Genomic DNA, 17,652 nt, shown 5'->3' with positions numbered 1-17,652 from the left:
TCGTCGGCCCCCGGCCACGGGAGCGCTCTTGCCGGCACCGGTCGATGCTGGCCGCTTCTTCATCCGAGCCACCCACGAGCGTGGGGTTGGCGCGCCATCCAGTCGGAGCTTGTCGACGGCGTCTCGTGAAGCTGACTTCATCCTATGCGGCGGTACTGACAACTCTTCGGTAATCAACCGAAAGGTCGACACTCCCGCATACGGCGACGGGTAATGCGGGTACTGCAGGCCCGCCTATGCCGCAGTGCCCGTCACCCGTGGGATCTCAGCGGCGATGCGGTCCATCAGCGCGGTATAGCGCTTGGGCGCGGAATCCCTGCCGGGTTTGCCGCTGCTGACCAGCCCGGCGGCCAGCCCGCGCTCGGGGTCGGCCCAGATCGCGACGTTGACCAAACCCAAGTGACCGAAAGCCCGCGGTGCGTGGAGCCCGAAGGGACCGAACCTGTTGGAACCCAACATGAATCCGGTGCCCCAGCGCAGTGGCTTCAACCCGGTGGCGAAATCGGGGCGTAGCCGCCGACATTCACGCACCGCACCACGCATCGTCTCGGGCTGCAGTACCCGCACCCCGTCGAGTTCACCGTCGCGGCGCCAGATCTCGGCGAACCGCGACAGCTCGAACGCATTGGACACGGTATTCGACGACGGGACGACCGTCGTCAAGAACAGCGGGGTGTTAGTGAGCGGGATGATCTGGTGAACCGTACCGCCGATCGCCTTGCGGAAAGCCACCGCGATCGGAGCGGGTAATTGCCTGCCGGTCGCGTGGCTGGGCGCAACCAGCGGGAGATCGCGTTGTGCTACACCGAAATTGGTCCACCGGAAGCCCAATGGGTCAAGAATTTCGGCGGCCAGAATCTCACGGATGTCCTTACCGGTAGCGGCATAGACGATTTCGCGCATCAGCGGACCCCACGTCAGCGCGTGGTAGATGTGTACCCGGCCCGGCCGGTAGAGCGGCCGCAGCTTGCCGAGTTGTTCCTGCGCGTACTCGTGATCGTCTGCCCGGTTGAGATCCGGCCGCGGTCCGGTCGGAAAGGGAACTCCCGCACTGTGCGTCAACACGTGCCGGATCGTCGTGCGGTCCTTGCCGTGGCTGGTGTAGCTGGGAATGTATTCACACACCCGGTCGTCGAGCGAGAACTGCCCGCGCTCGGCCAGCATGTGCACCACAGTCGCGGTGATCGCCTTGGCCGACGAGTACACGCAGAACGGGGTGTCGGTGCGGACCGGGACCTTGTCGGCGTCGGGCGGGTCGCTCGGCGCATTGCCCCAGCCGTGCCCGATCGCCCGGTTGAGCACGACGCGGCCGTTGTGCCGCAAGCACAACTGGATGGCCGGGTGCATGCCCGCCTCATACCAGTACCGGGCCGCCGCCCATATGCGCTCGACGGCTTTTGGGTCGATTCCGGAATGGTCTTCCTCACCCACGGCGGTGACGGCGTCGAGGTCGGCCGGCACCCGGATGCTGCCGTCAGAATTGCCCATCCAAGCGAGGGTACGTGGCGTAGCTCAGTGCAGCGTCGGGGCGTATCGCAGCACCGCACCCACGCCGTCGGCGGGGGCGATGCGTTCGTCGGTGCGCACCAGCGACGCCCCGATCGACACCGCGAGCAGCGGCAGCGCTTCGTCGGCCCGCACCGTCCGGGCCGGCGCAGCGCCCTGCTCGGAGAGCACGTCGGCGTTCGGCGCCACGGCGGTGAGCTCCTCGTCGGCGACCACGGTCGCGTCGCCGATGTCGCCGATGATCAACGTTTCCACCGCACCCTGGCGCAGGGCCGAACACACCGGCCCGAGCCCCTCGGCAGCCAACCCGGATTGCCGGCCGATCTCGGCGGTGAATCGCTGCGCGGCGTCGTCGAGGACGGTCAACCGGCGCTTGAGCAGCTCCTGCTCGATGGCCTGCTGCACCTCGTCGAAGTCATGCCCGCTGTGCCGGGCACCGACCTGCAGCGGCACGGCCAGCGCGCTCACCCGCGCAGCCAGCGCCGCCAGCAGATCCGAGCGAGACCGAACCTCGCCGACCACGAAGACGGCGTCGGCCGACGCGTCGTCGACCAGTTCGGTGATCCGGTCGGCGACGGCCCGGACGTTCTTGCGGCCGGCTTCGTCGGTGCGCAGTTGCGGATCGCCGTAGCCGGCGGTTTCAGCCCCAGACGCCTTGTGCACCGGATGGCCGCCGCCGTCGACGGTCTCCGAGCTCAGCGTGCCGTCGACGTGCACGGTGATGTCGGCGCCGGTGTGGTCCACCGCGACGAGTAGGTAATTGGCGTCCTCGAAGCCCTGCTCGACGATCGGCACGAGGTAGGGCAGCTCGGAAACCCGGACGACCTCGGCAGCGGTCGGGCGCAGGAGATGTTCGTTGAGCACGACGCCGTCGGCGCCGGCGATCACCGCGCGGCCGCTACGCCCGACCGGCGCACGCAGGTCCATCACGGCGCGTTCGATCTCTGCGGTCAGCGATTCGTCGATGCCCTGTTCGACGAGCTGGTCGCGCAGTCCTCGCCACTTGAGCTCAAGCTGGGTGGCGGCGTCCTCGGTGTCGTGCGAGTCCTCGAAATACACCGACGCGAACGGGCCGCGGGTGGTCAGCAGCTGGCGGAAGCGTTCGGAATCCATGCCCGAGTGGGTTGCCCGCCGACTGGGCGGACAAACGCCACCTCAGGCGCGGTCGCCTTCGGTGTCGTCGAAAAACCGCCAGTCGCCGTCGATGTTGACCTCCATCCGCCAGCCGAGTTCGGTGTTATCGGCCTTAGCGTCGACGAACCACGCGTGCGCGTCGTCGGCGCTGGCGATGTCCTTGGTCGCAACGACGTCGCCCTGCGGGTTGAGCACTCGATAGGTAGACATAGCGGGAGGGTTCCCACCCCTGGCTGCGCCGAACCGTCCTACTCTCCGGTGAACTGCGGCGCGCGCTTGGCGAACGTCGCCGAGATTCCCTCGGTCAGGTCCTTAGACGGCAAGAACGCCGCGTTCCATGCGGCCACATAGCGCAGGTTCGCCGATACCGTCGAAATGCGTTGCTGGTCAAGGACATCCTTGATGCCGTGCACGGTCAGCGGCGGATTGCCGGCGATCTCGGCGGCGGTGGCGTGCGCGGCGGACAGCGTGGCGTCGGCATCGGCAAATACGTCGTTGACCAACCCGATCTTCTCGGCACGCGCGGCGTCGATGTCCTTGCCCGTCAGCGCCAGTTCCCGCAAGTACCCGTCGTTCAAGATCAGCGGCAGCCGGGCGAGACTGCCGACGTCGGCGACCATCGCCAGTTTCACTTCGCGGACGGAGAACTTGGCGTCTGCGCTGGCATAGCGGATATCCACCGCCGAGATCAGGTCGACGCCGCCACCGATGCACCAGCCGTGCACGGATGCGATCGTGGGGGTTCGGCAGTCGGCGACGGCGCTGATCGTGTGCTGCATGCGCAGCACCTCGGCGTGAAAGTCGGCCCGCGGGCGCGCCGATGCGCCTTCGGACAGCACCGAGGCCAACGTCCCGCCCATTGCCTTGACGTCCAGGCCGTAGCTGAAGTTGGCGCCCGACCCGGTCAGCACGATGGCGCGTACCTCACGGTCGGCGTCCAGCGCGGCGAACACCTCAGGTAGCTCCGACCAGAACGCCGGCCCCATCGCGTTGCCTTTGCCCGGGCCGATCAGCGTGACCTGCGCGACGTGGTCTTTGGTCTCGACAGTGACGGATTCGTACGGCTCACCCATGGCCAGACCGTACCGTGGTGTCCATGTCTTCCGACCTGCGGCCCGGGCCCGACTCACCGCCCACCGACGAACTGGCCAGCGCAGAAGCCACGCTGGGTGTCCTTCAACAGGTGCTGCATCCGATCGCCGACGACGACCTGTCCAAGCCGACGCCGTGCTCGGAGTACGACGTGGCGCAGTTGACCGACCATCTGCTGAACTCCATCACCGTGATCGGCGGTGCGGTGGGCGGAGAATTTCCCGACCGCGACGCCGGTGACTCGGTGGAGCGGCAGATCGTCGGCGCGGCGCGGCCAGCGCTGGATGCCTGGCACCGCCGAGGCTTGGACGGCACGGTGACAATCGGCCCGAACGAGCTACCGGCCGCGGTCGCCGCCGGCATCCTGTCGCTGGAATTCCTGGTCCACGCTTGGGATTACGCGACGGCGACCGGACGCGACGTGGACGTCGCGGAATCGGTGGCCGAATACGTCCTGGAGATGGCGCGCCGGAACATCACGCCGGAGGCCCGCTCGGCGGTGGGGTTCGACGATCCCGTCGACGTCGCTGACAACGCATCGGCATTGGACCGTCTAATCGCCTTCACCGGCCGCGATCCCCGCCGAGAGTGAAGCCAGGTTCACGCTCGTCGCCGAGCGTGAACCTGGCTTCACGTTCGAGCAGTGCGTTTACACCCGCTCGAGGTAGAAGTAGAAGTAGCGGCCGTTATCGACGACGCCCTTGCCGTTCATGATGCCCATCACCGCGTCGTCGTCGATCCTCTTGAAGTGATCGTGCACGGGTTGGCCGTCGTAGACCATGGTGGCGGTGACCTCGCCGCGGAACTCCTCCAGCCACAGGCTCGCCTCGCCCTTGCCCATCTTGACATTGGAGAACTTGTTGCCGTCGTCGTCGAGGCATACCAGCGGCTGCACGTCGGTGGCCGAGTTGAACGACTTGCCGAACCACCGGGCCTTCTCCAGCTGACCGTTCATCCGATGGCCGGTGACGAACTCGCCGCCCTTCCACTCGCCCAGCATGCCGTCGATGGTCGCCGGCGGCAGGCTCGCCCAGTAGTTGTCAAGCTCGGCGTCCTCAATAGCGCCGGTGCGCTCCTTGAAGTCGGTGAACTTCTTGCGCGCCAACTCGTCACTCATGAACTACTCCTCTCGTGCCAAGACTCCGCGAACCGCAGCAGCGCGTCGTTCTCCTCCGGCGCACCGATCGTGATCCGCACCCCGTCATTGCCGAATGGCCGCAGCACGATCTTGGCGTCAGCGGCCTGCGCCACGAAATCCGGCGTGCGCTCGCCCAGCGGCAGCCACACGAAGTTGGCCTGCGACGGCGGCAGGGTAAAGCCGGCATCGCGCAGTGCGCCAGAAACCCGCTCCCGTTCGGCCACCACCGCGTCGGTGCGGGCCAGCAACTCGTCGGCGGAGTCCAGCGACGCGATCGCCGCCGCCTGCGACACATTGGTCAGCGTGAACGGCACCACCACTTTGTCCAGGGCGGTGATCACCTCGGGGTCGCCGACCGCATAGCCCACCCGCAGGCCAGCCAGCCCGTAGGCCTTCGAAAACGTCCGCAACGCAACGACATTGGGATAGGACCGGACCAACCCTAGACTGTCAGGCAACATCCCGTCGCGAATGTATTCGACGTAGGCCTCGTCGATGGCGATCAAGATGTCTGCGGGCACCGCCTCGACGAACCGGGCCAGTGCCTCCGGGTCGACAACCGTGGACGTCGGGTTGTTCGGATTGCAGACGAAGATCAGCCGGGTGCGGTCGGTGACAGCGGCGAGCATCGCGTACAGGTCGTAGGTCTCGTCGAGCAATGGGACCTCGACGGGAACCGCGCCGGCCACCCGAACCTGCAGCGGATACATGCCGAAACTGCGCCAGCCGTAGAGCACCTCGTCGCCGACCGAGGCGGTGGCCTGGACGAGCCGTTGGCACAGGGCCACCGAGCCGCAGCCAACGGCGATGTGCTCCGGGCTGAAGCCGCAGTCCAGATGCTGCGCCAGCCGCAGCCGCAGCTCGACGTTGTGGTTGTCGGGATAGCGGTTGACGTCGTCGACGGCCTGCGCGATGGCCGCTCGCACACTGGGCAGCGGCCCGTGCACCGTTTCGTTGCTGGCCAGCTTGATGGTGCCGGGGACCGTCTTGCCCTCGACGTAGGCCGTCAGCTCGGCCAGGTCAGGGCGCAGGCGGGCGGGCATTTCGACAGCTTATGCAACGGCTGTGTACGCTGTGCTCCGCGGCGGTTCCGGGACGCAGTGCAGCGTCCGGTACCCTCAGGAATCCAAGGAGGCGTGCCAGAGCGGCCGAATGGGACTCACTGCTAATGAGTTGTCCTCTTACCGGGGACCGGAGGTTCAAATCCTCTCGCCTCCGCCAACGAGGTGATCGCGAGCGCGGCGTAGGCCGGGCGAAGCGTTCGCCGCAAAGGTACGACGACAAGTGAACACGGGCGCCCGTAGCTCAACGGATAGAGCATCTGACTACGGATCAGAAGGTTGGGAGTTCGAATCTCTTCGGGCGCGCTCAATTCCCTGTATTACCTCGGATGATGGTGACATTCCTGCTTCGGCTGATGCTTGACAGTTACTTCGGCTGATCCTTGACACTCCCTGATGAGGGAGGGGCACCGCCAGCCGAACATGGACCACCGATGACCTGGTTGCTCTGCTGGCCCGCCTTACCCATGTGAAACTTCTCCGGTGCCGGATTGGACCTACCAACCGCTCAGCCCGATCGCCAACGCGGTTCTGGGTGAGCGCCGCACTCAGACACTCGCGTTGCGATTCTTGGCGTTTCTGGTCACCCGCGCCGGTGGGCGTCGTTGGATCCCGTGGGTGTTTGACCATCCGCCCGTGCCGCCACGGTTCATCGGGCGGCTCGGCGCATCGGTGCCGCTATCGGTGGCACGGGAAGCCGTCGCCGTCCTACCCGTGCAGGGGGCAAGCGTCATTGAAATAGGGCCGGTGACCGCCGACGATGTCAAAACGGTGCGCGTCGCAACGGCCGATCGACGATGCCCCGTCATCGCGATGACATCCGTCCCCGAGGTGGCCGACGCCGTCGCGCCCTATGTCGACGCGGTGACCGATGGCTCCGACCCGCACCTGATCCATCTCGACACACCGCGGGTCAGCGTCGCGCTCGATGCCCTAAGCGACGCGTCAGCGACCGTGCTGGCTCGCCCCGGTGTGCTGGTCGCCGCCGGGCCCGGTTGGTTTCAGCGCGTTATCGAAGCGTCCATCCCGACGTCTGCACCGCCGGGATGGCGCGACGTCCCGGCCAACCCGCGCCGGTGGCCAGGATGGTTGTGGGGCGTCATCGTCGGTGTCGGAATGATCGCCGCGGGTCTGGGTGCGGCCGCGATCGCGCTCGGCCCGGTGCTGTTGTGGTATGACCGTGCCTATCTCAGCCGATCGGTAGCGGATCTGCACGACATCAATCATCACTTGATCGGGTTTTTGCAGCATGACCGGCTCACCATGGCGGGCAACATGATTGGAATCGGTGTTCTCTACCTCGGACTGGCTTGGGGCGGCCTCAGACAGGGCTACCGCTGGGCGCGCAACGCATTCCTCATCTCGGGTCTGATCACGTTCCTCACCCTTTTCTACTTCCTGGTCACCGGTTTCGTCGAACCAATGCACACGCTGGTTGTCGTTGCCTTATTCCCGATGTTCGTGCTGGCGGTCTGGCACCCACCTGCGGATGCGCACTGGCCGCCGATCGTCGACGGTCCTGAGATGCAACGGCGGCGGGCGTTGTGGGGACAACTCATCATGATCGGCGTCGGTGCAGGGTTAACCGTTGCCGGGATAGTGATTTCGACGGTTGGTCTGACAACCGTGTTCGTACCAACCGATCTCGAATTCTTGGCCACCAGTTCAGCGGACCTGCAGGCGCGCAACGAATCTCTGCTGCCCTTCATCGCCCATGATCGCGCGGGATTCGGCGGGGCGCTGATCGGGGCGGGGCTAGCAGTGCTGCTGATAAGTCTTTGGGGATGGCGCCGCGGCCAACGCTGGGTGTGGTGGTCGCTGCTGCTTGGCTGCTTCTTCGGCACTGCGCCCGCCTTGACGATCCACGTCGCCATTGGCTACACCCATTTCGAGCACCTGCTCCCCGTGTACGTCCTGGTGCTCGCGGTCATCTGCTCGCTCATGCTGTCCAGGCCCTACCTCACTGCACCGGTCGGCCACCGTTAACCGTCTCGGCATTGGGTGCCGACACCCACGGATCAGAAGGTTCGCAGTTCGAATCCCTTCGAAACGCGCTCAGCTGCCCAATAGTTCCAGCATCGCGTGACTCGCGACCTTTGCCCCGAATGGAATCGCCGCCAGGTCGACGACGTAGTTCGGGCTGTGCGGCGAATAGGGAAACATCTTGCCGGCCGTCCACGCCTCAGCGCACACCTGCGAATCGGCGACGCCGACCAGCAGGTAGCTCAACGGAACATCGGTGTGCGGGCCCTTGAGCAGGTGGCAGTCCTCTGAACCGGGCAGCGGCGGAAAGTCCGTCACAACGTTTTCCGGGCCAATCACCCCGCTCAGCGTCGTGGCGATGCGGCCGCAGAGTCGTTCGTCGTTGACCAGCGGGGTGGATCCGCCCTTCATCGTGATCACCGGCAGCTGGTCTTCGGGCATCCCGTAGGTGCGGGCGATGCCTTCGCTGACCGCCCGCACCCCGCTGATCAGCTGCTCGCGCACGTGCGGGCTGAACCACCGCAGGTTCACCTTCACCAGCGCCTGGTCTGGGATGACGTTGCTGGCCGAACCGGCCTGCACGGAACCCACCGTCAGCACCGCGGTTTCCTGCGGCGCGATCGTCCGGCTGACGATCGTCTGGAACTCGACGATGGCCAAGGCGGCCATCAGCACCGGATCCTTGGTCAACTGCGGCATCGACCCGTGACCGCCGACCCCTTTGAACACAATGTCGAGCTGATCGGTGCCGGCCATCTTGGTGCCACCGGAGGCAACCACCATGCCGACCGGGCCGGGCGCGGTGTGCATGCCGACCAAGAAGTCCGGCTTGGGCACGGTGTCATACAGGCCGTCGTCGACCATGGCCTGCGCGCCGGCGATCAACTCTTCGGCCGGTTGGGCGACCAACACTGCGGTGCCGCTCCAGGCATCTGTCGTCTTCGCCAACACACCGGCCATCCCGAGCATCCAGGTGACGTGTGCGTCGTGGCCACACACATGCCCGACGGGTGACTCGCTGCCGTCGTCGCGCCTGACCCGCACCGTGCTCGCATAGTCCAGGCCGGTGGCTTCCTCGACCGTCAGGGCATCCATGTCGGCGCGATACATCACGGTGGGTCCCGATCCGTTGCGCAATACCGCCGTAACGCCGGTTCCGCCGATCCCGGTAGTCACGGCGAAACCCAGCACAGTCAGCGTGTGCGCGACGATCCCGGCGGTGCGGGTCTCCATGAACCCCAACTCGGGGTTGCGGTGAATGTCTTTGAACACCTCGACCAGCCGCGCCGTCTCATCATCGACATACGGGTCGACGAACTCGTAGGGCACCGGTCAGCTCCCCTCCGAGGCGTCCGACACCGCATGGACGCGCTGCTCGGCGGGCAATCGGAAAGTCATCTCGACCGTCGTTCCCGACGGTGTGCAATCCAGCTCGAGCCAGTCGCTCACCGATCGGATCAGCACTAGTCCCCGTCCGCGGTTACCCGGGTCGGCCGCTGCGGGTTTCCACGAGCCCGAGTCGGTTATCCGGATCTGTAACTCCGCTCCGTCAGAGCCGGCATCTACCCGCACCTTGCCCGGCTGCTGGCCCCGGTAGCCGTGCTCGATGCTGTTCGCGCAGGCCTCGTTGACGGCCAAGACGACATCGGCGACGAGATCCTCGGGGACCGCAGAGTCCCGCATCCACGCCGTGAGCCGATGCCGGATGTCGGCCAATTCATCTGCAATCGCGTCACTTTCGATGACTAGCGGAGCATACGGGTGTCGATAGACCACGATCGCTACATCGTCGTCATACCCGCCGGGCGGCGCCATCGCGGCCAGCGCGGCATCGGCGACGGCATCGACCGTCAGGTTCATCCCATCTACGACGACGTCGGCGACGCGGGCGATTCCGTCGTCGATCGATGCGTCCCGGCGCTCCACCAAACCGTCGGTATACAGCATCAACGTCGATCCGGGGTAGAGCACCGTGGCCGCTTGGCGGCGAGAACTATTGCTGTGCACGGCAATCGGTACCGACTGGGCATCCGACAGCAACGTCGGCTCGGACTCTGGTGCTACCAATAGCGCCGGCAGATGCCCGGCACTGCTGTACCGCAACTCGCCTGATTCGGTATCGAGGATGCCGACAAACACCGTGGTGCAGAAGGCGTCCGGGATGAACTCGGCGGCTGAGTCGAGTTGTTCGAGCACCGTGGCTGGTTCGGTGTTGGTCAGCAGCAGAGCACGCGCAGAGCTGCGAAGCTGCCCCATCACCGCGGCCGCAGACAAGCCGCGGCCCACGCAGTCGCCGACGATGATGCCGATTCGCTTCTCGCCCACCGGCAGCACCTCATACCAGTCGCCGCCGATCTCCAGTGGCAGGACAGCAGGTTCATAGCGCACCGCGAAACCTGTCGGGGGATCCATGGTCGGCAGCATGACTCGCTGCAGCGTCAGCGACGTCTCACGGGCGCTCTCGAACTGGCGGACATGCTGGACCGCCAGGCTGAGGTGCCCGACCAGCACCGTGACCAGCAGCCGATCCTCCGCACTGACCCGCCGGGGTTCGCGAAGCTCCAACCACATTGCCACGTCGCCACTTCCGGAGAGCACCGCGACTATCCCGCGTGACTTGCCGGGAGTGTCGGCCCATTCGATTGGCTGCACGGTGAGCGGCAACTGGTGGCGCGCTTGCTGAAACGTCTCCTGCAGCAAGGGATCCAGCTCGTGCCAGGATGTCGCGGCGGCCTCGCCTGCCACCTGGACAGTCGGGTCTCCCCCGTCGGTGGACCAGGTGACGGCCACCACCCGGGTTACGTCGATAGCCGCCCGGCACTCGTCGAGGGTGATCGCGAGTACTTCGCTCACACTTTTTGCAACACCCACGGCGGTGGCCAGGCGCAGCACCGCGCTTTCCCGCGCGGCGAACGCGCGCTCCGCGGTGATGTCGCGAATCGTTCCGACGTACACCACCCCATCGACACCTTGTCCCGCGACCCTGCTGATGTTCACCGCGACCCACACCAGCCGGCCGTCGCGGTGCCGGATCGGCGTCTCGTACTGGACTTGACTTTCGGTGCCGAGCCGCGACTGTTGCACCCGCGCCGCCCTTTTGTCGACCAACCACGGATGCGGCCACTCATACGGGGTGTCGTAGGAGGCGTAGCCGGTGATCTTGGCAAACGCCTCGTTGACTTCGATGACGGCGCCATTATCGTCGGCAACGAAGAAACCCTCCTGCAGCGAATTGACCAGAGCGGTGCGGAATTCGTCGCGGTCGGCGAGGTCTTCGGCGCGGGCTCGCTGCTCCTCGTAACGCCTTGTGCCGTCGAGGAATCCGCGGGTCGCTACGTCCAGCGGTGCGAAGGTCTGCAACAAGAACTCCAGAGCCGCCGATCTGTCGGCAGCGGATTCGCTCGCGAGTTCGTCGTTGACCAGCCGGAAGTGGTTCTCGATGATCTCGAGCATGCTGATGCTTTCCTGCAAGGCACGACGCCCGAGCTCCTCAGCGACGGCGAGACTCGACTCGGTCCTCATCGCCAGGTAAGACCGCAACGCGGCGGCGTACCGGACGTGGAAGTCGTAGGCGCGGGTCATCCGGATGCGCCTCGATGTCGTGCAGTGAGCACCAACGCATCGTCGTTGCCCTTGCTGTGTCGGCTCAGGATCTGTTCGGCGATCGCGAATGCGGGTGCGGCGAAATCGATATCGTCGAGATGGTCATCGGTAATCCCGTCACTGGCGATGACGAGCAGGTCACCGGGACGGATCGCGGCGTCCTGGGGTTTGAGGATTTCGGGCAGCCGGTAGCCGACGATGCCGCCGACCAGCCGCGCCGACGACCGTACCTCGACACCGCCCGGCTTTTTCGCGACGAGGTTGGCACTGACGTTACCGATGCCGATCCAACTTAGCGTGTTGGACGGAAAATCGATCTGCGCCAATGTCATTGCCGCGCCTCTGGTGTCAGCCATCGCGCGGTGGCAGCGCCGGACCAGGGCCTCGAGCGGCTCGGCGCAGGCGCCGCGCAGGACTTCGACCCCGCACAGCGCTGCTCTTGCCGCTTCAGCGCCGTGACCGAGGCCGTCCACGACGCCCATCAACGCCCCGGTTCCGTTGACGTCGACGGCGATCGGACGATCGCCGCAAACGTACTCGCCCGGTCGTGGCCGAGCTTTTGCCGCCCACTCGAACGGTCCGAGCCAGCCGCGGTCAGCCATTGGGCGGTATCCACTTCCACATCTCGATGGTGGTGCCCTCGCCGGGAGTGGATTCCACGATCAGCCGGTCCATCAGGCGGCGCGCGCCGGGCAGGCCCATGCCCAGCCCACGGCCCGTCGAATACCCGTCCTCGAGCGCCCTTTCGATGTTGGCGATGCCGGGGCCGTCGTCTTCGGCGCGCACTACCAACGCCTTTCGGCCCTCCCGGTCGGCCACCATGACCCGAACCGCACCGCGGCCGGCGTAGCTGGTGATATTGCGTGCGATTTCGGAGATCGCCGTGGCGATCATGGTCACGTCGGTCAACGAGAAGCCCAGCTCGCGGGCCAGATGATGGCCCGCCTGCCGCGCGGAGACGATGTCGTCCGGATTATCGATGCCGACTAGCACGTCATCCAGCACCGTCGGGTCCGATCGGTTTGCGCAGGCCCAGTTGCCGATTCAGCAGCGCGAGGCCTTCTTCCAAATCCAGCGCGGTGTACATGTCGTCGAACACCAGCCCGAGCTGGACCATGGCGAAAGCCACCTCAGGCTGCAGGCCCACAATCACTGTGTCCGCACCGCGCAACCGGGTCATGTGCGCGATGGTGCGCAGCGACCGGGCGGCGAACGAGTCCATCACGTCAATGGCGGTGACGTCGACGATGATGCCCTGTGCGCGGAACCGGCTCACGCGTTCCATCAGGTCTTCGCGGAGCCGTTCGGTGTCGGAGTCGGTCAGGGCGGCCTGTACCGAAGCGATAAGGATTGCGCCCTGTTTCAGGATGGGTACCGGCATGGGCGCTCTCAATTGCTCTTAATTGCTGCGCTCACCCGCTTTGCTCGCCGGTGCGGGTGACTTCGTAACCCAGCAGCCGTTCGGCTTCTTCGATGCCGCCTTGCAGGTCACCGACGGCGTTCATCTTCGAAAGGTCCAGCCCGATGGTCACCAGGGTCAGCGCGATCTCCGACGACAGCCCAGTGATGATCACGCTGGCACCCATCAGCCCGGACGCGTCGACCGTCTGCACCAAGTGGTTGGCCACCGTGGAGTCGATGGTGGGAACACCGGTGACATCGATGACCACGACCTTGGCCCGGTTGGCTCGAATCGCGCGCAGCAACTGCTCGGTGACCTGACGGGCGCGCTGGCTGTCGAGGATGCCGATGATCGGCAGAATCAGCAGCTGTTCACGCACTTGCAGCACCGGCGTGGACAGCTCGCGGATGGCCTCCTGCTGTTGCCGGATGATGCGCTCGCGCTCCTGGACGAAACTCACCGCGACGGTATTGGCGATCCGGTTGGCGGCCGGCTCATAGGCGTCGAGCACCCGGTTGAGCAGGTCGAAGTCCGACTGGTACTTCTCGAACAGCGAGCGGGCGAGAACGTCGCGCAGCAGCAGCACGATGCCGACGACCTCGTGCGTTTCCACGCCACGCGGAATGATCCGTTCGGAGAGATCGCGCGCGTAGTCCTGCAGCGCTTCGACGCTTCCGGTCTCGAGCACTTCCACGTAGTTGTCGTAGACCGCGGTGGCTTCGGAGAAGATCTCCTCGGGGGTCATTGCCGTGAGCAATTCCGCCTCGGTAATGCGCTGCGCCCACTCCTCGCGTAGGCCGGTGCGGTTCTGGCGCAGATGCTGAACCAGTTGCGGCAGCAAACCCTCGCTGGAGACCCCTACTGTCTGCGTGACGGCATTGGTTCCTGCAAAACCTAGCGACGGATCCGACATCGAACCTCCCGCTCTCGGCGATACCCGACGGCAGCCCGCACAATGTTGGGGCAAGAGTAACTTAGTCTCCGCGGGGCAGCCGGTGAAGTACTATTTCAAGCAGATTGCGACGGCGGGTCATGGGTCGGCACCGTCCCCGCCACGAGCGATACCACGCCACACCAAAGGATGGCCGTTGTCTGCTCCAGTCCCGATTACCACCTCTATTGGGCACCGTAACGGTGTCACGGTGGTCAGCATTGGCGGTGAAATCGATTTGAGCACCGCCGCCGCATTCGAGGCAGCGATCGCCGGGGCACTTGCCGAGGATCCGACGGTGCTCGTCATCGAACTGTCCGCCGTGCAATTCCTGGCGTCGGCCGGTCTTCGGATTCTGGTAGCCACTCAGGAGAAGGTCAGCAAATCAGCTCAAGTGGCGGTGGTGTCGAACAACGCCGCGACGAATCGGCCGATTCAGCTGACCGGTCTAGACAAGGTCTTCTCGATGTACCCGACGCTGGATGACGCGTTGACGGCGGTAAAACTGACGGCCGATTAGACGGGCGCGCGCTCAGCTACGGCGAGCGCAGCACCCGACGGGCGATCGCGTACTTGTGCACCTCGGTCGGGCCGTCGTAGAGCCGGAAGGCCCGCATGTCGGAAAAGATCATGCCGACCGGTGTCTCGTCAGAGATGCCGATGCCGCCGAGGATCTGTACGCAGCGGTCGGCGACCTTGAACAGCTCCTCGGATACGTAGGCCTTCACCATCGAGCTTTCGTGTCTGCCCTTGCTGCCGCTGTCCAGCGTCCAGCAGGCCCACCAGATCGCCAGCCGGCATTGCTGCAAGGCGATCTCGTTGTCGGCGATCATGAAACTCACCCCTTGGTGCTCGCCGAGCGGCTTGCCGAACGCGGTGCGGGTGCGGGCATGCTGCACTGCGATCGACTGTGCGCGGGTGGCAGCGCCCAGCCATCGCATGCAATGCGTCAACCGGGCCGGGGCCAGCCGCAGTTGCGCATACCGAAGCGCCTGGCCCACCTCCCCGAGCACCGCCGATGCCGGTAACCGCAGATCGGCGAAGCGCACCACGCCGTGGCCCTCGACGTAGTTGCGGTCCATTGTCGACATCACCCGTTCGAGCTCGATGCCGGGCGTCTGCCCGTCGCACAAGAACAGCGTCGGCCCGTCGGGACCGTAGGGGTTCGGTGCCACCCGCGCCATGATGATCCAGGTGCGTGCGCCCTGCGCCCCGGTGATCAGCCACTTGAGCCCGTTGATGACGTAGTCGGTGCCGTCGAACTCCGCGGTGGTGGCCAGTTGGTCGGGGTCGGAGCCGGCGCCGTCGGGTTCGGTCATCGCGAACACCGACCGCTGCCGGCCATCGATGACCGGTATCAGGAACTGCTCGGCCTGCTGCTGGGTGGCGACCTTGCCGAGCAGGTACATGTTGCCCTCGTCGGGGGCGGCGCAGTTGAGCGCCACTGGGCCCAGCGTCGACCAACCGGCCGCTTCGAACAGCACCGCCTGCTCGCGGTGCGACGGCTCGCGTCCGCCGAAACGCTTGGGCGCCTGGAAGGTCAGCAGACCAGCCGCGCGGGCCAGTTCGACCAACTCAGCGCGCAGTTCGTCGTTGGGACCGTGTTGGGTGAGGCGGGGATCGGATTCGTACGGGACGATCTGCTCGGCGACAAAGGACCGGATCTCAGCGCTCAGCGCGGCCAGGTCAGCCGGGATTTCGAAGTCAATCACTCACCAGCTCCAGGGCCTGCTCGAACAGCTTCACCGTCGCCGCGTGGAGTTGGTCGCCGACCTCCCGCGGTGCCATGCCCGCGCAGGCCCGCGCCAGCGTGCCCTCGATCACGATGCCGAGCTTGAAGCAGGCCAGCACGGTGTACCAGGTGATCTGCGACAGGTCGCGGGTGGTGTTGGCCGCGTAGCGCTCGATCAGGTCCTCGGCGCTGGCCAATCCGCCCACCTCGGTGAGGCTGTGCGCGAACACGCTGGATCCGTCGGATTGGCGCCAGGTGGCCAGCAGCCAGCCCAAATCCAGCAGCGGGTCACCGATCGTGCACATCTCCCAGTCGACGATGGCTACGACGTCCGGGCCGGTCCGGGAGAACATCACGTTGGCCGCGTGGTAGTCACCGTGCAGGATGCCCGGTTTCCACTGCGACGGCCGGTGTTCGTCGAGCCACTTCGCGACGTCGTCGACGCCGGGAATATCGGGGCCGGGGTAGTTCTCGAATGCGCTGTAGGACTCCAGTTCCGAAAGCCACCGCGGCACTTGGCGTTCCAGGAAACCGTCCGGTTTCCCGAAATCGGCCAGGCCGACCTTTACGTGGTCGATTGCGCCGAGCCTGGCCAGTGCGTCAGCCATCGACAGCCCCATCCCGAACCGCACGCTGGGATCGCCGGCATGCAGTGACGGCAGTTCTTCGCCGGCGTTGAACCCGTCGATCGGCTCCATCAGATAGAAGACGGCGTCGCCGAGCACGCTGGTGTCATCGCAGGTGGCGATCAGCCGCGGGTGGGGCACATCGGAACCGGCCAACGCGGCCAACACCCGGGTTTCCCGCAAAATCACGGTATTACTGCGCGGACGCAGGTGTTGGGGACCCCGCCGCAGCACATATGACCGTCCGGACCGGGTGAACCGCAGCATGATGTTCTGCGTCCCGCCGCTGAGCTCGGAAATATCTTCCAGCGGCCCCTCACCCAGCCCCTGCTTCGACATCCATTCCGCTACCGCTTCGTGGTCCACGTCGCTGAAGCTACCGCGAGACGAGTTGAGGCCGTAACAGGGGCTGAATCTGCGAGGATGGCGACATGACGCCACCAGTGATGCAGCGTTGGACCGAAATCGTCGAGGCCGGCCGGTTCGACGAAATCGACGAATTGCTGGCTGATGATGCAGTCTTCTACTCGCCGGCGGTTTTTAGCCCTCAGAAGGGCCGCGCTAATACCGTCGCGTACCTGACTGCGGCAGGAAAATTGTTCGCAAACAGCGACTTTCGCCATGTCGAGCAGTGGTACAGTGACAGCTCGGCGATCTTGGAATTCGCGGCGAATATCGACGGGGTCTACGTCAACGGCATCGATATGGTGCACTGGAATGACGACGAGAAGATCGTCTCGGTCAAAGTCATGATTCGGCCATTCAAGGCGCTGCAGGCGGTCATCCCGAGGATGGCCGAGCTGCTCGGTTACGGGTGAGGGTGTGATCCTGCGGTCGCATCCAAATGCGTCGATGCAGGCAGGTGAGCAGTCACAGCCGGATGGGAAGGGCGCGTTGAGGATACGGCGACGCTGCTGTTTTCTGCTCAACCGAGCATCGCCGGTCTCGGCGATTTGCACCCAGGTTTTGAAAACCGGCCCGTAGGGTAAGTAGTTCGACAAGTGTGCATTGTGAGGACACAACGGAGGTCGCAATGCGGTATAGCGGAGCTATCAGCACGCTTGTGCTGGTATGGCTGATCATCGGCGTCATTGCTGCTTGGCAGCGTGACTACTTCAAAGGCGGTGACACGAGTTGTGCCTCTGCGGGGACCATCGCCGTCACCGTAATTGCCGGACCGCTGAACTACGCCGGCATTAACCCGAAAGTGGCGGACTGTCATCTGCCGCAGCCCAGTTCGATGCCCGCAATCGACATCGAACACCTCGTTGAAATGGAGATGTCATGATCGTCCTCGGAATTATTCTGTTGATCCTCGGATTCGTGTTCGGCATCCACTTGTTATGGGTGCTTGGAATCATCTTGCTGGTAATCGGAGCGATCTTCTGGATCTTGGGCAGCGTCGGCCGGCCGGTCGGCGGTCGCCGCTACTGGTATTAGCCGC

Annotated in this window: 20 protein-coding genes, 2 tRNA genes and 1 riboswitch; of the genes, 8 read left to right on the top strand and 14 right to left on the bottom strand. The window is 65.2% G+C overall.

The window, feature by feature from the left end:
- Nucleotides 1–19: 19 nt before the first annotated feature.
- Nucleotides 20–131: riboswitch (SAM riboswitch) on the bottom strand.
- Between the two features lie 103 nt (nucleotides 132–234).
- From lipE to A5707_RS17750, 4 genes are read right to left on the bottom strand one after another with little or no spacing between them, the layout of a single operon-like run.
- Nucleotides 235–1,488, bottom strand: a complete 1,254-nt coding sequence (gene lipE / locus A5707_RS17765) for a lipase LipE (protein WP_065015759.1) — start codon at nucleotides 1,486–1,488, stop codon at nucleotides 235–237.
- Nucleotides 1,489–1,512: 24 nt separating this feature from the next.
- Nucleotides 1,513–2,619 (bottom strand): hypothetical protein, encoded by a 1,107-nt coding sequence (locus A5707_RS17760; protein ID WP_065015758.1) that lies wholly within the window; start codon nucleotides 2,617–2,619, stop codon nucleotides 1,513–1,515.
- Between the two features lie 42 nt (nucleotides 2,620–2,661).
- A complete protein-coding gene (locus A5707_RS17755) occupies nucleotides 2,662–2,850 on the bottom strand; it encodes a hypothetical protein (RefSeq protein WP_065015757.1) in 189 nt (62 codons plus the stop codon).
- A gap of 38 nt (nucleotides 2,851–2,888) precedes the next feature.
- Nucleotides 2,889–3,713, bottom strand: a complete 825-nt coding sequence (locus tag A5707_RS17750) for a crotonase/enoyl-CoA hydratase family protein (protein WP_065015756.1) — start codon at nucleotides 3,711–3,713, stop codon at nucleotides 2,889–2,891.
- Nucleotides 3,714–3,736: 23 nt separating this feature from the next.
- Here A5707_RS17750 and A5707_RS17745 point away from each other — a divergent pair, with 23 nt between their 5' ends.
- Nucleotides 3,737–4,324, top strand: coding sequence for a TIGR03086 family metal-binding protein (locus A5707_RS17745; protein ID WP_065015774.1), 588 nt, complete (start codon nucleotides 3,737–3,739; stop codon nucleotides 4,322–4,324).
- A 57-nt stretch (nucleotides 4,325–4,381) separates the two neighbouring features.
- Here A5707_RS17745 and A5707_RS17740 read toward each other — a convergent pair whose 3' ends face one another.
- Both A5707_RS17740 and hisC read right to left on the bottom strand, forming a co-directional pair.
- Nucleotides 4,382–4,849 carry a DUF4334 domain-containing protein gene (locus A5707_RS17740; RefSeq protein WP_065015755.1) on the bottom strand — a complete coding sequence of 156 codons (468 nt, stop codon included), beginning with the start codon at nucleotides 4,847–4,849 and terminating at the stop codon, nucleotides 4,382–4,384.
- Entirely contained in the window at nucleotides 4,846–5,913 is a 1,068-nt protein-coding gene (gene hisC / locus A5707_RS17735; protein ID WP_065015754.1) for a histidinol-phosphate transaminase, read from the bottom strand. The genes A5707_RS17740 and hisC overlap by 4 nt, the downstream gene beginning before the upstream one ends.
- Before the next feature lie 87 nt (nucleotides 5,914–6,000).
- On the opposite strand from hisC, the gene A5707_RS17730 reads away from it, so the two are divergent.
- From A5707_RS17730 to A5707_RS17720, 3 genes are all read left to right on the top strand, one after another.
- Nucleotides 6,001–6,091 (top strand) — tRNA-Ser (locus A5707_RS17730).
- 73 nt (nucleotides 6,092–6,164) lie between these two features.
- A tRNA-Arg gene (locus tag A5707_RS17725) sits at nucleotides 6,165–6,237 on the top strand.
- Between the two features lie 177 nt (nucleotides 6,238–6,414).
- A complete protein-coding gene (locus tag A5707_RS17720; RefSeq protein WP_065015753.1) occupies nucleotides 6,415–7,917 on the top strand; it encodes a hypothetical protein in 1,503 nt (500 codons plus the stop codon).
- A 69-nt stretch (nucleotides 7,918–7,986) separates the two neighbouring features.
- On the opposite strand, the gene A5707_RS17715 is transcribed toward A5707_RS17720, so the two are convergent.
- From A5707_RS17715 to A5707_RS17690, 6 genes are read right to left on the bottom strand one after another with little or no spacing between them, the layout of a single operon-like run.
- Entirely contained in the window at nucleotides 7,987–9,243 is a 1,257-nt protein-coding gene (locus tag A5707_RS17715) for an amidohydrolase (protein ID WP_065015752.1), read from the bottom strand.
- A 3-nt stretch (nucleotides 9,244–9,246) separates the two neighbouring features.
- Nucleotides 9,247–11,496, bottom strand: a complete 2,250-nt coding sequence (locus tag A5707_RS17710) for a SpoIIE family protein phosphatase (protein WP_065015751.1) — start codon at nucleotides 11,494–11,496, stop codon at nucleotides 9,247–9,249.
- The gene (locus tag A5707_RS17705) at nucleotides 11,493–12,119 is read right to left on the bottom strand and encodes a SpoIIE family protein phosphatase (protein ID WP_065015750.1); all 627 of its coding nucleotides are present in this window, start codon (nucleotides 12,117–12,119) and stop codon (nucleotides 11,493–11,495) included. Before A5707_RS17705 ends, A5707_RS17710 begins: the two co-directional genes overlap by 4 nt.
- Nucleotides 12,112–12,522 (bottom strand): anti-sigma regulatory factor, encoded by a 411-nt coding sequence (locus A5707_RS17700; protein ID WP_065015749.1) that lies wholly within the window; start codon nucleotides 12,520–12,522, stop codon nucleotides 12,112–12,114. Before A5707_RS17700 ends, A5707_RS17705 begins: the two co-directional genes overlap by 8 nt.
- Nucleotides 12,512–12,898 carry an STAS domain-containing protein gene (locus tag A5707_RS17695; protein WP_065015748.1) on the bottom strand — a complete coding sequence of 129 codons (387 nt, stop codon included), beginning with the start codon at nucleotides 12,896–12,898 and terminating at the stop codon, nucleotides 12,512–12,514. The genes A5707_RS17700 and A5707_RS17695 overlap by 11 nt, the downstream gene beginning before the upstream one ends.
- Nucleotides 12,899–12,929: 31 nt before the next feature.
- Complete coding sequence (locus A5707_RS17690; protein WP_065015747.1) at nucleotides 12,930–13,832, bottom strand: STAS domain-containing protein; 903 nt, start codon at nucleotides 13,830–13,832, stop codon at nucleotides 12,930–12,932.
- Between the two features lie 175 nt (nucleotides 13,833–14,007).
- On the opposite strand from A5707_RS17690, the gene A5707_RS17685 reads away from it, so the two are divergent.
- On the top strand, nucleotides 14,008–14,370 hold the full coding sequence (locus tag A5707_RS17685; RefSeq protein WP_082969532.1) for an STAS domain-containing protein: 363 nt from the start codon (nucleotides 14,008–14,010) through the stop codon (nucleotides 14,368–14,370).
- 16 nt (nucleotides 14,371–14,386) lie between these two features.
- Here the strand turns inward: A5707_RS17685 and A5707_RS17680 are convergent, their stop codons facing one another.
- Together A5707_RS17680 and A5707_RS17675 are read right to left on the bottom strand one after the other, a co-directional pair.
- Nucleotides 14,387–15,562, bottom strand: coding sequence for an acyl-CoA dehydrogenase family protein (locus tag A5707_RS17680; protein ID WP_065015746.1), 1,176 nt, complete (start codon nucleotides 15,560–15,562; stop codon nucleotides 14,387–14,389).
- Complete coding sequence (locus A5707_RS17675; protein ID WP_065015772.1) at nucleotides 15,555–16,547, bottom strand: phosphotransferase family protein; 993 nt, start codon at nucleotides 16,545–16,547, stop codon at nucleotides 15,555–15,557. The genes A5707_RS17680 and A5707_RS17675 overlap by 8 nt, the downstream gene beginning before the upstream one ends.
- 92 nt (nucleotides 16,548–16,639) lie before the next feature.
- On the opposite strand from A5707_RS17675, the gene A5707_RS17670 reads away from it, so the two are divergent.
- The 3 genes from A5707_RS17670 (at nucleotide 16,640) to A5707_RS24210 (ending at nucleotide 17,648) form a co-directional block, all read left to right on the top strand.
- Nucleotides 16,640–17,026: a nuclear transport factor 2 family protein gene (locus A5707_RS17670; RefSeq protein WP_065015745.1), complete on the top strand. Its 387-nt coding sequence runs from the start codon at nucleotides 16,640–16,642 to the stop codon at nucleotides 17,024–17,026.
- 215 nt (nucleotides 17,027–17,241) lie between these two features.
- Nucleotides 17,242–17,496 carry a hypothetical protein gene (locus A5707_RS17665; RefSeq protein ID WP_065015744.1) on the top strand — a complete coding sequence of 85 codons (255 nt, stop codon included), beginning with the start codon at nucleotides 17,242–17,244 and terminating at the stop codon, nucleotides 17,494–17,496.
- Nucleotides 17,493–17,648, top strand: coding sequence for a DUF6131 family protein (locus A5707_RS24210; protein WP_197495359.1), 156 nt, complete (start codon nucleotides 17,493–17,495; stop codon nucleotides 17,646–17,648). The genes A5707_RS17665 and A5707_RS24210 overlap by 4 nt, the downstream gene beginning before the upstream one ends.
- Nucleotides 17,649–17,652: the final 4 nt, after the last annotated feature.

The sequence above is a fragment of the Mycobacterium kyorinense genome (assembly GCF_001672775.1).
In the GTDB taxonomy this organism is placed as follows: Bacteria; Actinomycetota; Actinomycetes; order Mycobacteriales; family Mycobacteriaceae; genus Mycobacterium; species Mycobacterium kyorinense_A.
This window is presented reverse-complemented; position numbering and strand designations above follow the sequence as displayed.

Bases quoted from the DNA above. Each gene is read 5' to 3' on its own strand.
- A5707_RS17665 (WP_065015744.1), top strand. From the start codon at position 17,242: ATGCGGTATAGCGGAGCTATCAGCACGCTTGTGCTGGTATGGCTGATC.
- A5707_RS17755 (WP_065015757.1), bottom strand. From the start codon at position 2,850: ATGTCTACCTATCGAGTGCTCAACCCGCAGGGCGACGTCGTTGCGACC.
- A5707_RS17695 (WP_065015748.1), bottom strand. From the start codon at position 12,898: ATGCCGGTACCCATCCTGAAACAGGGCGCAATCCTTATCGCTTCGGTA.
- A5707_RS17670 (WP_065015745.1), top strand. From the start codon at position 16,640: ATGACGCCACCAGTGATGCAGCGTTGGACCGAAATCGTCGAGGCCGGC.
- A5707_RS17675 (WP_065015772.1), bottom strand. From the start codon at position 16,547: ATGTCGAAGCAGGGGCTGGGTGAGGGGCCGCTGGAAGATATTTCCGAG.
- lipE (WP_065015759.1), bottom strand. From the start codon at position 1,488: ATGGGCAATTCTGACGGCAGCATCCGGGTGCCGGCCGACCTCGACGCC.
- A5707_RS17745 (WP_065015774.1), top strand. From the start codon at position 3,737: ATGTCTTCCGACCTGCGGCCCGGGCCCGACTCACCGCCCACCGACGAA.
- A5707_RS17740 (WP_065015755.1), bottom strand. From the start codon at position 4,849: ATGAGTGACGAGTTGGCGCGCAAGAAGTTCACCGACTTCAAGGAGCGC.
- A5707_RS17690 (WP_065015747.1), bottom strand. From the start codon at position 13,832: ATGTCGGATCCGTCGCTAGGTTTTGCAGGAACCAATGCCGTCACGCAG.
- A5707_RS17710 (WP_065015751.1), bottom strand. From the start codon at position 11,496: ATGACCCGCGCCTACGACTTCCACGTCCGGTACGCCGCCGCGTTGCGG.
- A5707_RS17705 (WP_065015750.1), bottom strand. From the start codon at position 12,119: ATGGCTGACCGCGGCTGGCTCGGACCGTTCGAGTGGGCGGCAAAAGCT.
- A5707_RS17750 (WP_065015756.1), bottom strand. From the start codon at position 3,713: ATGGGTGAGCCGTACGAATCCGTCACTGTCGAGACCAAAGACCACGTC.
- hisC (WP_065015754.1), bottom strand. From the start codon at position 5,913: ATGCCCGCCCGCCTGCGCCCTGACCTGGCCGAGCTGACGGCCTACGTC.
- A5707_RS17760 (WP_065015758.1), bottom strand. From the start codon at position 2,619: ATGGATTCCGAACGCTTCCGCCAGCTGCTGACCACCCGCGGCCCGTTC.
- A5707_RS24210 (WP_197495359.1), top strand. From the start codon at position 17,493: ATGATCGTCCTCGGAATTATTCTGTTGATCCTCGGATTCGTGTTCGGC.